The following is a 15315-nucleotide window of genomic DNA, read 5'->3' as shown; positions in this document are numbered from 1 at the left end:
CGGCCCAGCTCGACACGCATGGTCCGGCACCACCGTGGAACCCTGGAACCCTGAACAAGGCACCCATGTCACCCCCCTGATTCCGATCGTTCCGTAAGGACGTGAGCGCAATGCAGGTCGCATTCCTGGTGGCCCCCGAAGGCGTCGAGCAGGTCGAGCTGACGGAGCCGTGGCAGGCCGTGAAGGACGCCGGGCACTCCCCGCGGCTGGTCTCCACGAAGTCCGGGAAGATCCAGGCGTTCGATCACCTCGACAAGGCCGACACCTTCGACGTGGACTCCGCCGTCGCCGACGCGCGCGTCGAGGACTACGGCGGTCTCGTCCTGCCCGGCGGCGTCGCCAACCCCGACTTCCTGCGCATGGACGCCAAGGCTGTCGCCTTCGTCAAGGGCTTCTTCGACGCGGGCAAGCCGGTCGCCGCCATCTGCCACGCGCCCTGGACGCTGGTCGAGGCGGACGTGGTGCGCGGCCGCACCCTGACCTCCTGGCCCAGCCTGCGGACCGACATCAGCAACGCGGGCGGTGTCTGGGTCGACGAGCAGGTCAAGGTCTGCACCGGCGGCCCGAACACACTGATCACCAGCCGCAAGCCGGACGACCTGAGCGCCTTCAACGGCGCGCTGGTCAAGGAATTCACCGCTCAGGACCACCAGTCCTGAGCGTTCCCCCACTCCTGACACAGCTCTTTCCGAGCAGGAGGCAGCGATGCGCGCCCTCACCTGGCACGGGAAGCGGGACGTACGGATCGACACCGTCCCCGACCCGAAGATCCAGGATCCGACCGATGTGCTGGTGAAGATCACCTCCACCGGCATCTGCGGCTCGGACCTGCATCTGTACGAAGTACTCGGCCCCTTCCTGGAGCCCGGTGACATCCTCGGCCACGAACCGATGGGCGTCGTCGAGGAGATCGGCTCCGAGGTCACCACACTCAAGCCGGGGGACCGGGTCGTCGTGCCCTTCAATGTCTCCTGCGGCACCTGCTGGATGTGCTCCCAGGGCCTGCACTCGCAGTGCGAGACCACCCAGAACCGCGAGCGCGGCAAGGGTGGCTCGCTCTTCGGGTACACCAAGCTGTACGGCCAAGTGCCGGGCGGGCAGGCCGAGTTCCTGCGCGTCCCCTTCGCCGACCAGCTGCCGATCAAGGTCCCGCACGGGCCGCCGGACGACCGCTTCGTCTACCTCTCCGACGTGCTGCCCACCGCGTGGCAGGCGGTGGAGTACGCGGACATCCCGACCGGCGGCACCGTCACGGTCCTCGGCCTCGGTCCGATCGGCGACATGGCCTGCCGGATCGCGCTGCACCGCGGCGCCTCGCGGGTCATCGGTGTGGACCTGGTACCGGACCGCCTCGCGCGGGCGCGGGAGCGCGGCGTGCACACCCTGGACCTCAATGAGTTCGGCAAGCACACCGCCGACGAGATCCGCCGGCTCACCGACGGCCGGGGCACCGACGCCGTCATCGAGGCGGTCGGCATGGAGGCGCACGGCACGCCCGGCGCGAAACTCGCCCAGCAGGCCGTCGGGCTGCTGCCGAGCGCGGTGGCCGAGAAGATCACCGAACGCGCCGGGGTGGACCCGCTCGCCGCCCTGAACACCGCGATCGACGCGGTCCGCAGGGGCGGCACCCTCTCCATCTCCGGCGTCTACGGCGGCAACGTCGACCCGCTGCCGATGCTGACCATGTTCGACAAGCAGCTCCAGATCCGGATGGGGCAGGCCAACGTCCGCCGCTGGGTGGACGACATCCTGCCGCTCCTCGACGACGCGGACGTCCTCGGCGTCGAGGACTTCGCCACCCACCGGATCCCGCTGGAGGAGGGCCCCGAGGCGTACGCCACCTTCCAGGCCAAGCGGGACGGCATGGTCAAGACGCTGCTGCAGCCGTGAGCGCCACCGTGCATGTTCCGGGCGTCAGTCCAGCAGGCCGAACTTTCCGGCCCAGCGCATGATGTCCCCGGTCGCGGCGTTCCCGCCGCACAGCACCAACCCGATCCGGGCCTCGTCCCCGACCCGCTCGACCACCTGACGGGCCGCCGGCAGCAGACAGCCGGCGGCCGGCTCGGCCCACACCTTCGCGTGCTCCGCGAGGTCCAGCACGCCCCGCACCGCCTCCCGGTCCGGCACCACCAGCACCTCGTGCACCAGCTCCGCGACATGGTCGTACGTGAGCTGGGAGGCGGCCGGGGCGCTCAGCGTGGACACGATCGAGGACAGCTCGACGGGCACCGGGCCGCCCGCGGCGAGCGCCTCGGACATGGCCTGTGCCCCTTCGGTCTCCACGCCCCAGACGCGTACCCCGGGGCGGCGCGCGCGCAGCGCCGCGGCGACGCCCGCGATCAGTCCGCCGCCCCCGATGCTGACCAGCACGTCCGTCAGCTCGCCCGCGTCCTCCGCGAGCTCCAGGCCGACGGTGCCCTGAGCGGCCACCACCACCGGGTCGTCGAACGGGTGCACCAGCGTCAGGCCGTCCGCCTCCAGCTCCGTGACCAGCTTGAACGCGCTCTCCATGTCCTCGGTGAGCTGTACGGAAGCGCCGGCCGCCGTGGCGATCGCGACGGCCCGCTCGGGCGCGGAGCGCGGCATCACCACGGTCGCCTTCAGCCCCAGCGCCCCGGCCATCACGGCCAGCCCGATCCCGTGGTTGCCGCCGCTCACCGCCACCACGCCCGCGGCCCGGTCCGCCTCGCTCAGCGACAGCAGCTTGGCCGTCGCCCCGCGCGCCTTGAAGGAGCCGGTCCGCTGCAGCAGTTCCAGCTTGGCCGTGACGGGCGCCCCGAGCAGCGCGGTGAGGCCGGGACTGGACACCGTCGGAGTCCGCACGACGTACTCGGCGATCCGGTCGGCCACTGCCTCGATGTCCGCGATGCCGATCACGGCACCCTCCCTCTCCGTCGGCGTTCACTCCGCTGCCACCTGCTGCGATGCGGGGCGACAGGGCTCCGACCCTACAACTCCCGACCGGACGGCCACCGACGTCCGGACACCCGGCGAGTACCGGCCGGTACCCGCCGGGTGTCCGGCTCTCCGCGCGGACTCCTTACCAGGCGGACCGCAGCGGCCACACCGTGAGCCGCTCGACGCGCATCCCGCCCTCCTCGGCGAAGGTGCCCAGTCCCGTGGCGTCCGGACCGGGGAAGATCTGGTCGGTCAGACACACCGTGCCGTCGCCCGTGTACACCTCCACCGACGAGCGGTCCACGATCAGCCGCAGCCGCAACACGCCGTCGGTGAGTGCGAACGGGGCGCGGTGCACGGCGGGGAACTCCGCGGCGAAGCCGACATCACCGGACGCCGTGCGGTCCACGTACAGCTCGCCGCCGGAGTCATAACCGATCCGCGTCCGGTGCCCGCCCCCGGTCCGCACCTCCAGGCCACAACGCCGCGCTCCGTCCGGCCGCAGCACCGCCTCGATCTCGTACGTCTGGCCGACGTCCCGCAGCAGCCGGGTGGCGCCCGCGCGGACCCGGCGGCCGGCGATCCGCAGCGCCGGGGTGCGGCGCAGCGTGGCCAGCTCGGCGACCGGCTGCTGGACGAGCGTGGCACCGCCGTCCGGCGCGGCCCGCAGGCCCAGTTCGCGGGGGAAACCCATCGCGCTGCGCCACGGGCTGGTGGGGATCTTCTCGCCGTACAGCCAGTTGTTCATCCAGGCGGTCATGATGCGGCGGCCGCCCGGTGCGTCGTTGTACGTCACGCCCGCGTACGCGTCGGCGCCGTGATCCAGCCAGCGCGGCGCGTCGTGCGGGTCGGCGGTGAAGCGGGTGCCGTCGAAGTCGCCGGTGAAGTACTGTCCGGCCGAACCGCCCGCCGGGCCACCGGGGTTGAGGTTGACGATCAGTACCCACTTGCGGCGTCCCGGGTCGTCGCCCACCGGCAGCTCGAAGAGGTCCGGGCACTCCCACACGCCGCCGGTCGCCGCGCTCGGCCCGAAGTCGCTGCGGTGCGTCCAGGACTTGAGGTCGGGCGAGGTGTAGACGCTGATGCGGTGTTCCGCGGAGAGCGCGATGACCATCACCCAACGGGCGGTCGGCTCATGCCAGAAGACCTTGGGATCACGGAAGTTGTCCGAGCCGATGTCGAGGACGGGATTGCCCGCGTACCGCGTCCAGGTCGCGCCGTCGTCCGTGCTGTAGGCGAGCGACTGCCGCTGTCTGCCGGTCGCCTTGACCATGCTGGTGTAGATCGCGACGAGCGGGGGATTCGCCGCGGTGCCCAGGCCGCTGGTGTTGTCACGGTCGAAGACGGCGCTGCCGGAGAAGACCATCTCCTCGTCGTTGTGCGGAATGGCGACCGGCTGCTCCTCCCAGTGCAGCAGGTCGGTGGAGACGGCGTGGCCCCAGGACATGTTGCCCCAGGTCGCACCGGACGGGTTGTACTGGAAGAAGAGGTGGTACTTCCCGTTGTGATGCAGCAGCCCGTTGGGGTCGTTCATCCAGTTCTTGGCGGGGGAGAAGTGCACCTGCGGGCGGTACGGCTCGTCGTACGCGCGGAGCGCGGCCGCCGTCGCCGGGCCGGTGGACCAGGCGCTCAGCGCGCCGGTACCGGCGAGGGCGAGCGCACCGGCGAGAACGGTGCGGCGGGCGGGGTGGCGGTGCGGGGTGTCGGGCATGCGAGTGCCTCCGGTAGGGCAGCGCGGCCAACTGGCCTGCGTGCGGGGCAGGGAAAGGGCGGGTGAGTCCCGCGCGTCCACGGCTCCCGACGAACCGGACGGCTGGGGTGGTGCGTTGTTGCGCGGCCGCCGCCGACATGGCGACCGCGGCAGACTGTAGAAGGCCGTACTCGGGAATGTCCAGAGGTGCGGTCGGCAGGTGGGGTCAGCGCACCGGTTCCGCGGGACACCCGCAGGACGTCCGGTGGACCAGCGTCGGCTCCAGCAGCACGGTCCGCTTCGCGCCGCCCGGGTCCGCGAGCCGGTCGATCAGCATCCGTACGGACTTGGCGCCGATCTCCTCGACCGGCTGGGCGATGGCGGTGAGCTGCGGCTGCAGCAGATCCGCCCACTCGAAGTCGTCGAAGACGCTCAGGGCGATGTCCTGCGGCGCCTTCAGGCCCAGCCGGGACAGCGCCCGCAGCACGCCGAGCGTCATGTGGTTGTTGCCGACCACCAACGCGGTCGGCGCGTCCTTGCCGCGCAGCAGCCGCTCGGTGACCTGCTGCGCCATGTACGCGTGGCTGTGCCCGGAGACCACCAGCTCCTTCGCCGGGTCCAGGCCCTGCCGCTTCATGCCGCGCTGCCAGCCGCGCACCCGCTCCGAGCTCGTCTTGACGCCGCGCCGCCCGGCGACCATGCCGATCCGGGTGTGCCCGAGGTCGGCGAGGTGGTCGACGAGGCGGGCGGTGGACTCCACGTTCGCCGTGCCGATCTGGTCGAAGGCGGGGGAGGCGCAGCGGTCGATGAGGACCGTGGGCAGGCCGGTGTCGGTGAGGTACCGCAGCGCCGCGCCCCGGGCGCCGGCCGCGGTCGCCAGCAGCAGGCCGTCGACGCGGCGCTGGTGGAGATTCTGTACGACCCGCAGCTCTTCGGCGGGGTCGTCGTGGGTGTCGGCTATCAGCAGCGTGTAGCCCGCGGCGCGCGCGGTGGCGTCGATCGCCGAGACCATGTCCGCGAAGTGGAAATTGGTGACCGCGGAGACCGCGAGGCCGAGGGTCTTGGTGCTGGAGGTCACCAGCGAGCGGGCGATGGTGTTGGGGATGTAGCCGGTGTTGCGCATGGCGGCGTGGACCTGGTCGCGGGTCTCCTCCTTCACGAACCGGGTCCCGTTGATCACATGGGACACGGTCGAGACCGAGACCCCGGCCTGACGTGCCACGTCGGCCATGGTCGCCATGCGTGCCTCCTCCGCGAGCTGCCTGTCCCCGCGATCGTACGTGAGGCGGCCGCCGAGAAAAGCGCTTGCGCAAGCGCTTGCGCGAAATCGTTCGACAGGTCACGATGCCGTACCGGGCGGTCGCATCCCGACCGGAAGCCCCGGCACTCAGCGTCGCGTGCCGAGGCTCCGTGACCGCCCCCTCCGGCTGCCGTGCGACGCGGCACCGGCTCCCGCCGCCCGTCCCGCCGACGGACGAGGCGGCGGGAGCACCGCTCGCCCCGGTCCGTCGGACGACCGGACCGGGGCACGGCGGAGCGCAACCGGTATCAGCTGACCCCACGTCAGCCCACCCGAAGGAGAGCTGCCTTGGCCCGCACCGACACCGTCCTGCCACCCGAATCGGGCGCACCGCCGCGTACGCGCGGACGTGCCGCGGTCATCGGGGCTTCCGCCGTCGCCGCGCTCGGCGGCTTCCTCTTCGGCTACGACACCGGGATCATCTCCTCGGCGCTCCTCCACATCACGCCCGAATTCCACCTCAGCGCCGGCATGCAGCAGGTCACCGTGGCGTCCCTGCTGCTCGGCGCGATCGTCGGCGTGCTGATCAGCGGCGCGGTCACCGACGCCGTGGGCCGCCGCCGCACGCTGCTCACCGCCGCCGGCATCTTCACCGTCGGCGCCCTGGGCTGCGCCGTCGCGCCGGACGACGACGTACTGATCGCCGCCCGCTTCGTCCTCGGCCTCGCCATCGGCACCGCCTCGCTCGCCGTGCCCGCCTACATCGCCGAGATCGCGCCCAAGGAGAGCCGCGGCAAGCTGGTCTCGCTCAACCAGCTGATGATCACCGTCGGCATCTTCGTCTCCTACCTCGTCGGCTACGCCTTCGACGACGTGGCGCAGGGCTGGCGCTGGATGCTCGGCATCGGCGCCGCACCGTCCCTGCTGATGCTCGTCGGCGTCTTCCGGCTCTCGGAGAGCCCGCGCTGGCTGCTCACCCACGGCCGCCCCGACGAGGCGCGCGCGGTCCTGCGCCGCACTCGTACCGCCGAAGAGGCCGAGCGCGAGGTCCGCGAGATCGAGACGCTGGCCGCCCAGGAGTCCAAGATCGGCTACCGCGATCTGCTGCGCCCCGCCATGCGCCCCGCGGTCATCCTCGGCGTGGTGGTCGCCGCGACCAATCAGCTCGTCGGCGTCAACGCGGTGATCTACTACGCGCCCACCATGCTCCAGCAGGCCGGCTTCGCCAGCTCCGCCGCGATCCTCTCCTCGCTCGGCATCGGCCTGGTCAACATGGTCCTCACCGGCGTCGCGCTGCTCCTCGTCGACAAGGTCGGCCGCCGCCCGCTGCTGCTCGGCGGCACCGGCGTCGTCGTCCTCGCCCTCGTCCTGCTCGGCGCGCTCTACCTCTTCGGCGACGGCCAGCCCGCCAGCAGCGGCCTGCTGGTCGCCGGGCTCTGCCTGTACATCGGTGCCTTCGCGCCCAGCCTGGGCCTGGCGATCTGGCTGATCAACAGCGAGATCTTCCCGACCGCGGCGCGCGGCAAGGCGTCCTCCTTCGGCAACGTCACGCACTGGGGCCTGGACTTCGCCATCTCGCTCACCGTACTGACCACCATCCAGGCCCTCACCCCGACCGGCCTCTTCTGGCTCTACGCCCTCTTCGGCCTCCTCGGCGTCGGCTACCTCTACCGCAAGCTCCCCGAGACCAAGGGCCGCAGCCTGGAGGACATCTCGGCCTCCCTGCGCGGCGACCGGGCAAGGGCCTGACCGGCTTGATCACATCGCCGGGCGCGGCGACTGCGGGCCCATCGCCCACAATCGCCGCGCGCGGCGAACCCGTTGGTCGTTGACCCTCCCCACTCCTCTCCCACAAGGTGAGTAGGAGCCTGTGGTTGATCCCGTCAGGGGCCGGGCACAGACTCCACCATCCATCCGCACCGCTTCAACGCCGTGGGAGAGAGCTGTCGTATGAGCCACCTTTCCGAGCATCTGCGCCAGGCCACACCCGTCGTCGCCGAGCGCGGCGAGGGCGTCCACCTCTTCGGTACGGACGGCCGCCGCTATCTGGACTTCACCGCCGGCATCGGCGTCACCAGCACGGGCCACTGCCACCCGCGCGTGGTCGCCGCCGCCCAGGAACAGGTGGCCACCCTGATCCACGGCCAGTACACGACCGTCATGCACCAGCCGCTCCAGAAGCTGGTCGCACGACTCGGCGACGTACTGCCCCAAGGGCTGGACAGCCTCTTCTTCGCCAACTCCGGGAGCGAGGCCGTGGAGGCCGCGATGCGGCTCGCCCGGCAGGCCACGGGGCGGCCCAACATCGTCGTCTGTCAGGGCGGCTTCCACGGCCGCACGGTCGCCGCCGCCTCCCTCACCACCTCCGGTACGAAGGTCCGTACGGGCTTCGGCCCGCTGATGAGCGGCGTGCACGTCGCGCCCTTCCCGAACGCGTACTACTACGGCCGGCACTACGGCTGGGACGAGGAGGCCACCACCCGCTTCGCGCTGCGCGAGTTCGACCACCTCCTGCAGACCGTCACCGCCCCCGACGACACCGCCGCGATCATGGTGGAGCCGGTGCTCGGCGAGGGCGGCTACGTCCCCGCCAACAGCGCCTATCTCCAGGGCCTGCGGGAGCGTGCCGACCGGCACGGCATCCTGCTGATCCTGGACGAGGTGCAGACCGGCGTCGGGCGCACCGGCCGCTTCTGGGGCCACGACCACTTCGGCGTCCGGCCCGACATCGTCATCACCGCCAAGGGCCTGGCCAGCGGCTTCCCGCTGTCCGGTATCGCCGCCTCCGACGAGATCATGTCCAAGGCCCGGCCCGGCTCGCAGGGCGGTACGTACGGCGGCAACGCGGTCGCCTGCGCCGCGGCCCTCGCCACCCTCGACGTGGTCGAGGACGAGGGGTTGGTCGGCAACGCCGAGGCGATGGGCGCCCGGCTGCGCTCCGGCCTGGAGGACGTCGCCGCGAAGACGCCCGCCATCGGTGACGTGCGAGGGCTCGGCCTCATGCTGGCGAACGAGTTCACCACCGAGGACGGGGAGCCGGACCCGAAGACCGCGGGGCGCGTCCAGCAGGCCGCCGTCGAGGAGGGGCTGCTGCTCCTGACGTGCGGTCCCTGGGGCAACGTCGTACGGCTGATCCCGCCGCTGATCGTGACCGAGCAGCAGATCGACGAGGGGCTGCGGGCCTGGTCCGCCGCCGTCCAGGCGGGCTGCGCCGACCGCTGACGCCGACCGTTGAGGCGTCCCCCGCCACCGGACGGCCGGTCCCCTTTCCCACCGGGGACCGGCCGTCCGTACCCCCGCCCGCTCCGCGTACCGACCCGCCGGGAGGCACCGCTCATGACCACGACCACCAGCACCCAGCCGTCGGGCTCCCCGGACGCACCGCGCTCCGGCATTCGCGTCATCGACACCGTCCCCAAGCAGCTCTTCATCGACGGCGGGTGGCAGGACGCGGCCGGCGGCCGCACGCTGCCCGTGGACGACCCCGCCACCGGCCGCGAGCTGTGCCAGGTCGCCGACGCCGCGCCCGAGGACGGCCGGCGCGCCCTGGACGCAGCGGTCGCCGCGCAGCCGGACTGGGCGGCCACCGCGCCGCGCGCCCGCAGCGAGATCCTGCGCCGCGCCTACGAGCTGATCATCGAACGCAAGGAGGACCTCGCCCTCCTGATGACCCTGGAAATGGGCAAGCCACTGGCCGAGGCGCGCGGCGAGGTCGGCTACGCGGCGGAGTTCTTCCGCTGGTTCTCCGAAGAGGCCGTACGCATCGACGGCGGCATGTCCCGCACCCCCGACGGCGCCAACCGCGTCCTGGTGATGCGCCAGCCCGTCGGCCCCTGCATGCTCATCACCCCGTGGAACTTCCCCCTCGCGATGGGCACCCGCAAGATCGGCCCGGCGGTCGCGGCCGGCTGCACGATGATCCTCAAGCCCGCGCCCCAGACTCCGCTCTCCAGCCTGGCGCTGGCCGCCATCATGACCGAGGCGGGCCTGCCGCCCGGCGTCCTGAACGTCGTCACCACCACGGACGCGGCCGGCGTCGTGGAGCCCCTGCTGCGCAGCGGCGACGTACGCAAACTCTCCTTCACCGGCTCCACCCAGGTCGGCCGCATCCTCCTGGCCCAGTGCGCCGACACCGTCGTACGGACCTCCATGGAGCTGGGCGGGAACGCGCCGTTCCTGGTCTTCGCCGACGCCGACCTGGACAAGGCGGTGGACGGCGCGATGGTCGCCAAGATGCGGAACATGGGCGAGGCATGCACCGCCGCCAACCGCTTCTTCGTGCACCGCTCCGTCGCTGAGGAGTTCGCCAACCGGCTCGCCGAGCGGATGGGCGCGCTCACCGTCGGCCCCGGTACGCAGGACGGTACCGACGTCGGCCCGCTGATCGACGCGGCGGGCCGGAACAAGGCCGCCGACCTCGTCCAGGACGCCGTACAACGCGGCGCCAAGGCCCTCATCGGCGGCGAGGCACCGGACGGCGCCGGCTACTTCTACCCGCCCACCGTCCTCACCGACGTGCACCCCGGCTCCGCGCTGATGTCCACCGAGATCTTCGGCCCGGTCGCCGCGATCCTCACCTTCGACGACGAGGACGAGGCGGTCGCCGCCGCGAACGACACCGAATGGGGCCTGGTCGGCTATCTCTTCACCGAGAACCTGGACCGCGCGCTGCGGGTCGGCGAACGCCTGGAGACCGGCATGGTCGGCGTCAACACCGGCCTGGTCTCCAACCCGGCCGCGCCCTTCGGCGGCATCAAACAGTCCGGGCTGGGCCGCGAGGGCGGCCGGGCCGGCATCGAGGAGTTCCTGGAGATCAAGTACCTGGCCATTCCGGCGGGACAGGGCTGACCGGCTGGCCGGGGCTGCTCCGTTCGGTCTCATGTGCTACTGCAATCAGGCGGTCCCGGTTTTGGCCAGGTGGTGAACGGCTCCCGGGCGGTGATTGTTCCCAGTGAACAAGCCACCTCCTCATGGGAGAAAACATGTCCATCCGTACCGCCCTCGTGGCGACCGCCTTTGCCGCCGCGACGGTCCTCGGCGGCGCCGCCACCGCCGTCGCCGACGCCGAAGCGGAAGGCTCGGCCCACAAGAGCCCGGGCGTCATCTCCGGCAACGTCATCCAGGTGCCGGTGCACGTCCCGGTCAACGTGTGCGGCAACAGCATCAACATCATCGGGCTGCTGAACCCCGCGCACGGCACCTGCGTGAACGACGGCCACCACAAGCACCACAAGCACCACTGGAAGAACCGCTGAGCGGTCGCCGCATCGCACATCGCGCCCGCCGCCGGACCCACCCGGGTTCGGCGGCGGGCGCCGTGGGGCACGTACATCGGGAGAAATGCGGGCGTTTGCCGCGCTGCGGGCAGTGGTACCCCTCTGGCGCACGCCCGGCAGCCTGCCGGGCCCGGACGACCGGCGCCCCGCCGGGCCGGCAGCAGACCGTCGAAGGAGACAGTGCCGTGGCCTCGAAAGCCGACTCGCAGCTCACCTATACGGTGCCGGGCATGAGTACCTCCGAGGGTTCGGAGGTCATCCAGCTGCTGCGGATGCGGCTGCACGCGCTCAACGACCTCGCCCTCACGCTCAAGCACGTCCACTGGAACGTGGTCGGCCCGCACTTCATCGCCGTGCACGAAATGCTCGACCCGCAGGTCGACGCCGTACGCGACATGATCGACACCACCGCGGAGCGCATCTCGACGCTGGGCGGCGAGCCCGCCGGTACGCCCGGCGTCATGGTCGCCGAGCGCACCTGGGAGGACTACGCCATCGGGCGCGCCGAGTCGATCGAGCACCTGGGCGCGCTGGACGTGGTGTACACGGGCGTCATCGAGGACCACCGCGCGGCGGTGCGCGCCACCGACGAGCCCGACCCGATCACCCAGGACATGCTCATCGAGCAGCTGCGCAGCCTGGAGCTGTTCCAGTGGTTCATCCGGGCGCACCTGGAGAACTCCGGCGGCAAGCTGAGCACGGCCCGGCAGACGAGCGAGACGGATGCGGCGAGGGCGGCGGGGAAGCAGGCCCGTCAGCAACCCTGAATCGTTTTTCACTCACCGTGCCCGGCAGGCGATGTGTCTGCCGGGCACGGTGCTGCGTATGGCCGTAACTTGCGTACGCACCCTTGACGGTCCGGTCCGCGACGGCTTAGCTTGGCGAGCGCTGAAACGATTCAAAAGTCGAGTCGCCGCGCCAGACCGCCGAGGTGAATGATGCCGAGCACGCCCGACCCGTCCGCCGTGAAAGCCGCCCTGAAGGCCCAGGCGATCGAGACACCGTCCTGGGGCTACGGAAACTCCGGCACCCGCTTCAAGGTGTTCGCGCAGCCCGGCGTCCCCCGCGACCCGTACGAGAAGCTGGACGACGCGGCGAAGGTGCACGAGTTCACGGGAGTCGCTCCGCTGGTCTCGCTGCACATCCCGTGGGACACCGTCGAGGACTACGGGAAGCTCGCCGAGTACGCGGGGGAGCGGGGCCTGAAGCTCGGCGCGATCAACTCCAACACCTTCCAGGACGAGGCGTACAAGCTCGGCTCCGTCACCCACCCCGACCCGGCCGTCCGCCGCAAGGCCACCGACCACCTGCTCGCCTGCGTCGACATCATGGACGCGACCGGCTCCCGGGACCTGAAGCTGTGGTTCGCCGACGGCACCAACTACCCCGGCCAGGACGACGTCGCCGCCCGTCAGGACCGGCTGGCCGAGGCGCTGGCCGAGGTGTACGGGCGGCTCGGGGACGACCAGCGGATGCTGCTGGAGTACAAGTTCTTCGAGCCGGCCTTCTACACCACCGACGTGCCGGACTGGGGCACGTCGTACGCGCACTGCCTGAAGCTCGGCCCGAAGGCGAAGGTCGTCGTCGACACCGGGCACCACGCGCCGGGCACCAACATCGAGTTCATCGTCGCCTTCCTGCTGCGCGAGCAGAAGCTCGGCGCGTTCGACTTCAACTCCCGTTTCTACGCGGACGACGACCTGATGGTGGGCGCGGCCGACCCGTTCCAGCTGTTCCGGATCATGCATGAAGTGATCAAGAACGGTGGGCTGGAGGCCGCGAACGGTGTCAACTTCATGCTCGACCAGTGCCACAACATCGAGGCGAAGATCCCGGCGGTCATCCGCTCGGTGATGAATGTGCAGGAGGCGACGGCCAAGGCGCTGTTGGTGGATATCGGGGCGCTGCAAGCCGCCCAGCGCTCCGGCGATGTGCTGGCCGCGAATGCGGTCCTTATGGACGCGTACGCCACGGATGTGCGGCCGCTGCTCGCGGAGGTGCGGGAGGAGATGGGGCTGCACCCGGATCCGGTCGCGGCGTATCACGCCTCCGGCTGGCAGGACCGGATCGTCGCGGAGCGGGTGGGCGGCGAACAAGCCGGCTGGGGAGCGTAACTCCCGCCATCCATCCCTCGTCCCCGTCACTCACGAAGGAAACTCATGCCCTCCGTCACTCACTCCGAAGTCACCGCCCTCCTCGGCCGTTCTCACCGGCTCGGTGCCGACCCCCGTAACACCAACTACGCGGGTGGTAACGCCTCCGCCAAGGGGGTTGCCACCGACCCCGTCACCGGTCGGCCCACCGAGTTGATGTGGGTCAAGGGTTCCGGCGGTGACCTCGGCACGTTGCAGGAGTCCGGGCTGGCCGTGCTCCGGCTGGACCGGCTGCGTGCGTTGACCGAGGTGTACCCGGGCGTGGAGCGCGAGGACGAGATGGTCGCCGCGTTCGACTACTGCCTGCACGGCAAGGGCGGCGCCGCGCCGTCGATCGACACCGCAATGCACGGCCTGGTGGACGCCGCGCACGTCGACCACCTGCACCCCGACTCCGGTATCGCGCTGGCCTGCGCCGCCGACGGCGAGAAGCTGACCGCCGCGTGCTTCGGCGAGAAGGTCGCCTGGGTGCCGTGGCGGCGCCCCGGCTTCCAGCTCGGCCTGGACATCGCCGCGATCAAGGAAGCCAACCCGCAGGCGGTCGGCGTCATTCTCGGCGGCCATGGCATCACCGCCTGGGGCGCCACCTCCGAGGAGTGCGAGCGCAACGCCCTGTGGATGATCCGTACGGCGGAGAAGTTCCTCGCCGAGCAGGGCAAGGACGAGCCCTTCGGGCCGGTCGTCGAGGGGTACGAGGCGCTGCCCGAGGACGCGCGCCGGGAGCGGGCCGCGGCGCTCGCGCCCGTACTCCGAGGCCTCGCCTCGACGGACAAGCCGCAGGTCGGCCACTTCACCGACACCGACCCGGTACTGGACTTCCTCGCCCGCGCCGCACACCCCTGGCTCGCCGCGCTCGGCACCTCCTGCCCCGACCACTTCCTCCGTACGAAGGTCCGCCCGCTCGTCCTGGACCTGCCGCCGACCGCGCCCCTGGACGAGGTGATCGCGCGGCTGAAGGAGCTGCACGAGGAGTACCGGAGCGAGTACCGCGCCTACTACGCGCGGCACGCCGGGCCCGACTCCCCGCCGATGCGCGGCGCCGACCCGGCGATCGTGCTCGTGCCCGGCGTCGGCATGTTCAGCTACGGCAAGGACAAGCAGACCGCGCGAGTGGCGGGCGAGTTCTACCTCAACGCGATCAATGTGATGCGCGGCGCCGAGGCGGTGTCGACGTATGCGCCGATCGCCGAGTCGGAGAAGTTCCGCATCGAGTACTGGGAACTGGAGGAGGCCAAGCTGCGGCGGATGCCGAAGCCCAAGCCGCTGGCCACCCGGATCGCGCTGGTCACCGGCGCGGGCTCGGGCATCGGGAAGGCGATTGCGCACCGGCTGGCCGCCGAGGGCGCGTGCGTTGTGGTCGCCGACCTGAACGCGGAGAGTGCGGCCGCGGTGGCCGAGGAGCTGGGCGGCGCGGACAAGGCCGTCGCGGTGCCGGTCGATGTCACCGACGAGGGGCAGATAGCCGCCGTCTTCCGGGCCGCCGTGCTCGCCTTCGGCGGCGTCGACCTGGTCGTCAACAACGCGGGTATCTCGATCTCCAAGCCGCTGCTGGAGACCACCGCGAAGGACTGGGACCTGCAGCACGACATCATGGCCCGCGGCTCCTTCCTCGTCTCCCGCGAGGCGGCCCGGGTGATGACCGAGCAGGGCGCCATGGGCGGCGACATCGTGTACATCGCCTCGAAGAACGCCGTCTTCGCGGGGCCCAACAACATCGCGTACTCCGCCACCAAGGCCGACCAGGCGCACCAGGTCCGGCTGCTCGCCGCCGAGCTGGGCGGGCACGGCATTCGCGTCAATGGCGTCAACCCCGACGGCGTGGTGCGCGGCTCCGGCATCTTCGCGGGCGGCTGGGGCGCGCAGCGCGCGGCGACGTACGGGATCGAGGAGGAGAAGCTCGGCGAGTTCTACGCCCAGCGGACCCTCCTCAAGCGCGAGGTACTGCCGGAGCATGTCGCGAACGCGGTGTTCGCGCTGACGGGCGGCGACCTCACGCACACCACCGGGCTGCACATACCCGTCGACGCGGGCGTGGCCGCCGCGTTCCTGCGCTGACGC

General features: G+C 71.3%; 12 protein-coding genes. 9 read left to right on the top strand and 3 right to left on the bottom strand.

Going from position 1 to position 15315, the window contains the following annotated elements:
* Nucleotides 1-110 precede the first annotated feature (110 nt).
* Nucleotides 111-659, top strand: coding sequence for a type 1 glutamine amidotransferase domain-containing protein (locus tag AB0I82_RS01630; RefSeq protein WP_363255007.1), 549 nt, complete (start codon nt 111-113; stop codon nt 657-659).
* Between the two features lie 46 nt (nt 660-705).
* Entirely contained in the window at nt 706-1890 is a 1185-nt protein-coding gene (locus AB0I82_RS01625) for a zinc-dependent alcohol dehydrogenase (RefSeq protein WP_363255006.1), read from the top strand.
* 24 nt (nt 1891-1914) lie between these two features.
* Here the strand turns inward: AB0I82_RS01625 and AB0I82_RS01620 are convergent, their stop codons facing one another.
* The 3 genes from AB0I82_RS01620 to AB0I82_RS01610 all read right to left on the bottom strand — a co-directional run bounded on the left by AB0I82_RS01620 (nt 1915) and on the right by AB0I82_RS01610 (nt 5828).
* Complete coding sequence (locus AB0I82_RS01620; RefSeq protein WP_363255005.1) at nt 1915-2877, bottom strand: threonine/serine dehydratase; 963 nt, start codon at nt 2875-2877, stop codon at nt 1915-1917.
* A 163-nt stretch (nt 2878-3040) separates the two neighbouring features.
* Nucleotides 3041-4609, bottom strand: a complete 1569-nt coding sequence (locus AB0I82_RS01615) for a glycoside hydrolase family 32 protein (protein WP_363255004.1) — start codon at nt 4607-4609, stop codon at nt 3041-3043.
* 205 nt (nt 4610-4814) lie between these two features.
* Nucleotides 4815-5828, bottom strand: a complete 1014-nt coding sequence (locus tag AB0I82_RS01610; RefSeq protein WP_363255002.1) for a LacI family DNA-binding transcriptional regulator — start codon at nt 5826-5828, stop codon at nt 4815-4817.
* A gap of 348 nt (nt 5829-6176) precedes the next feature.
* Here AB0I82_RS01610 and AB0I82_RS01605 point away from each other — a divergent pair, with 348 nt between their 5' ends.
* The 7 genes from AB0I82_RS01605 (at nt 6177) to AB0I82_RS01575 (ending at nt 15312) form a co-directional block, all read left to right on the top strand.
* Nucleotides 6177-7577: a sugar porter family MFS transporter gene (locus AB0I82_RS01605; protein WP_363255000.1), complete on the top strand. Its 1401-nt coding sequence runs from the start codon at nt 6177-6179 to the stop codon at nt 7575-7577.
* 201 nt (nt 7578-7778) lie between these two features.
* On the top strand, nt 7779-9050 hold the full coding sequence (locus tag AB0I82_RS01600) for an aspartate aminotransferase family protein (protein ID WP_363254999.1): 1272 nt from the start codon (nt 7779-7781) through the stop codon (nt 9048-9050).
* Between the two features lie 114 nt (nt 9051-9164).
* Nucleotides 9165-10676, top strand: a complete 1512-nt coding sequence (locus AB0I82_RS01595) for an NAD-dependent succinate-semialdehyde dehydrogenase (RefSeq protein WP_363254998.1) — start codon at nt 9165-9167, stop codon at nt 10674-10676.
* A 134-nt stretch (nt 10677-10810) separates the two neighbouring features.
* Nucleotides 10811-11083, top strand: a complete 273-nt coding sequence (locus tag AB0I82_RS01590) for a chaplin (RefSeq protein WP_363254997.1) — start codon at nt 10811-10813, stop codon at nt 11081-11083.
* Between the two features lie 251 nt (nt 11084-11334).
* Nucleotides 11335-11871, top strand: coding sequence for a DNA starvation/stationary phase protection protein (locus AB0I82_RS01585; protein ID WP_363254996.1), 537 nt, complete (start codon nt 11335-11337; stop codon nt 11869-11871).
* Nucleotides 11872-12042: 171 nt separating this feature from the next.
* The gene (gene rhaI / locus AB0I82_RS01580; RefSeq protein ID WP_363254995.1) at nt 12043-13218 is read left to right on the top strand and encodes an L-rhamnose isomerase; all 1176 of its coding nucleotides are present in this window, start codon (nt 12043-12045) and stop codon (nt 13216-13218) included.
* Nucleotides 13219-13263: 45 nt separating this feature from the next.
* A complete protein-coding gene (locus tag AB0I82_RS01575) occupies nt 13264-15312 on the top strand; it encodes a bifunctional aldolase/short-chain dehydrogenase (RefSeq protein ID WP_363254994.1) in 2049 nt (682 codons plus the stop codon).
* Nucleotides 15313-15315 lie beyond the last annotated feature (3 nt).

Source organism: Streptomyces sp. NPDC050315 (assembly GCF_040655775.1).
Classification (GTDB): Bacteria; Actinomycetota; Actinomycetes; order Streptomycetales; family Streptomycetaceae; genus Streptomyces.
The sequence above is the reverse complement of the archived record's forward strand: the minus strand, read 5'-3'. Positions and strand labels throughout refer to the sequence as shown.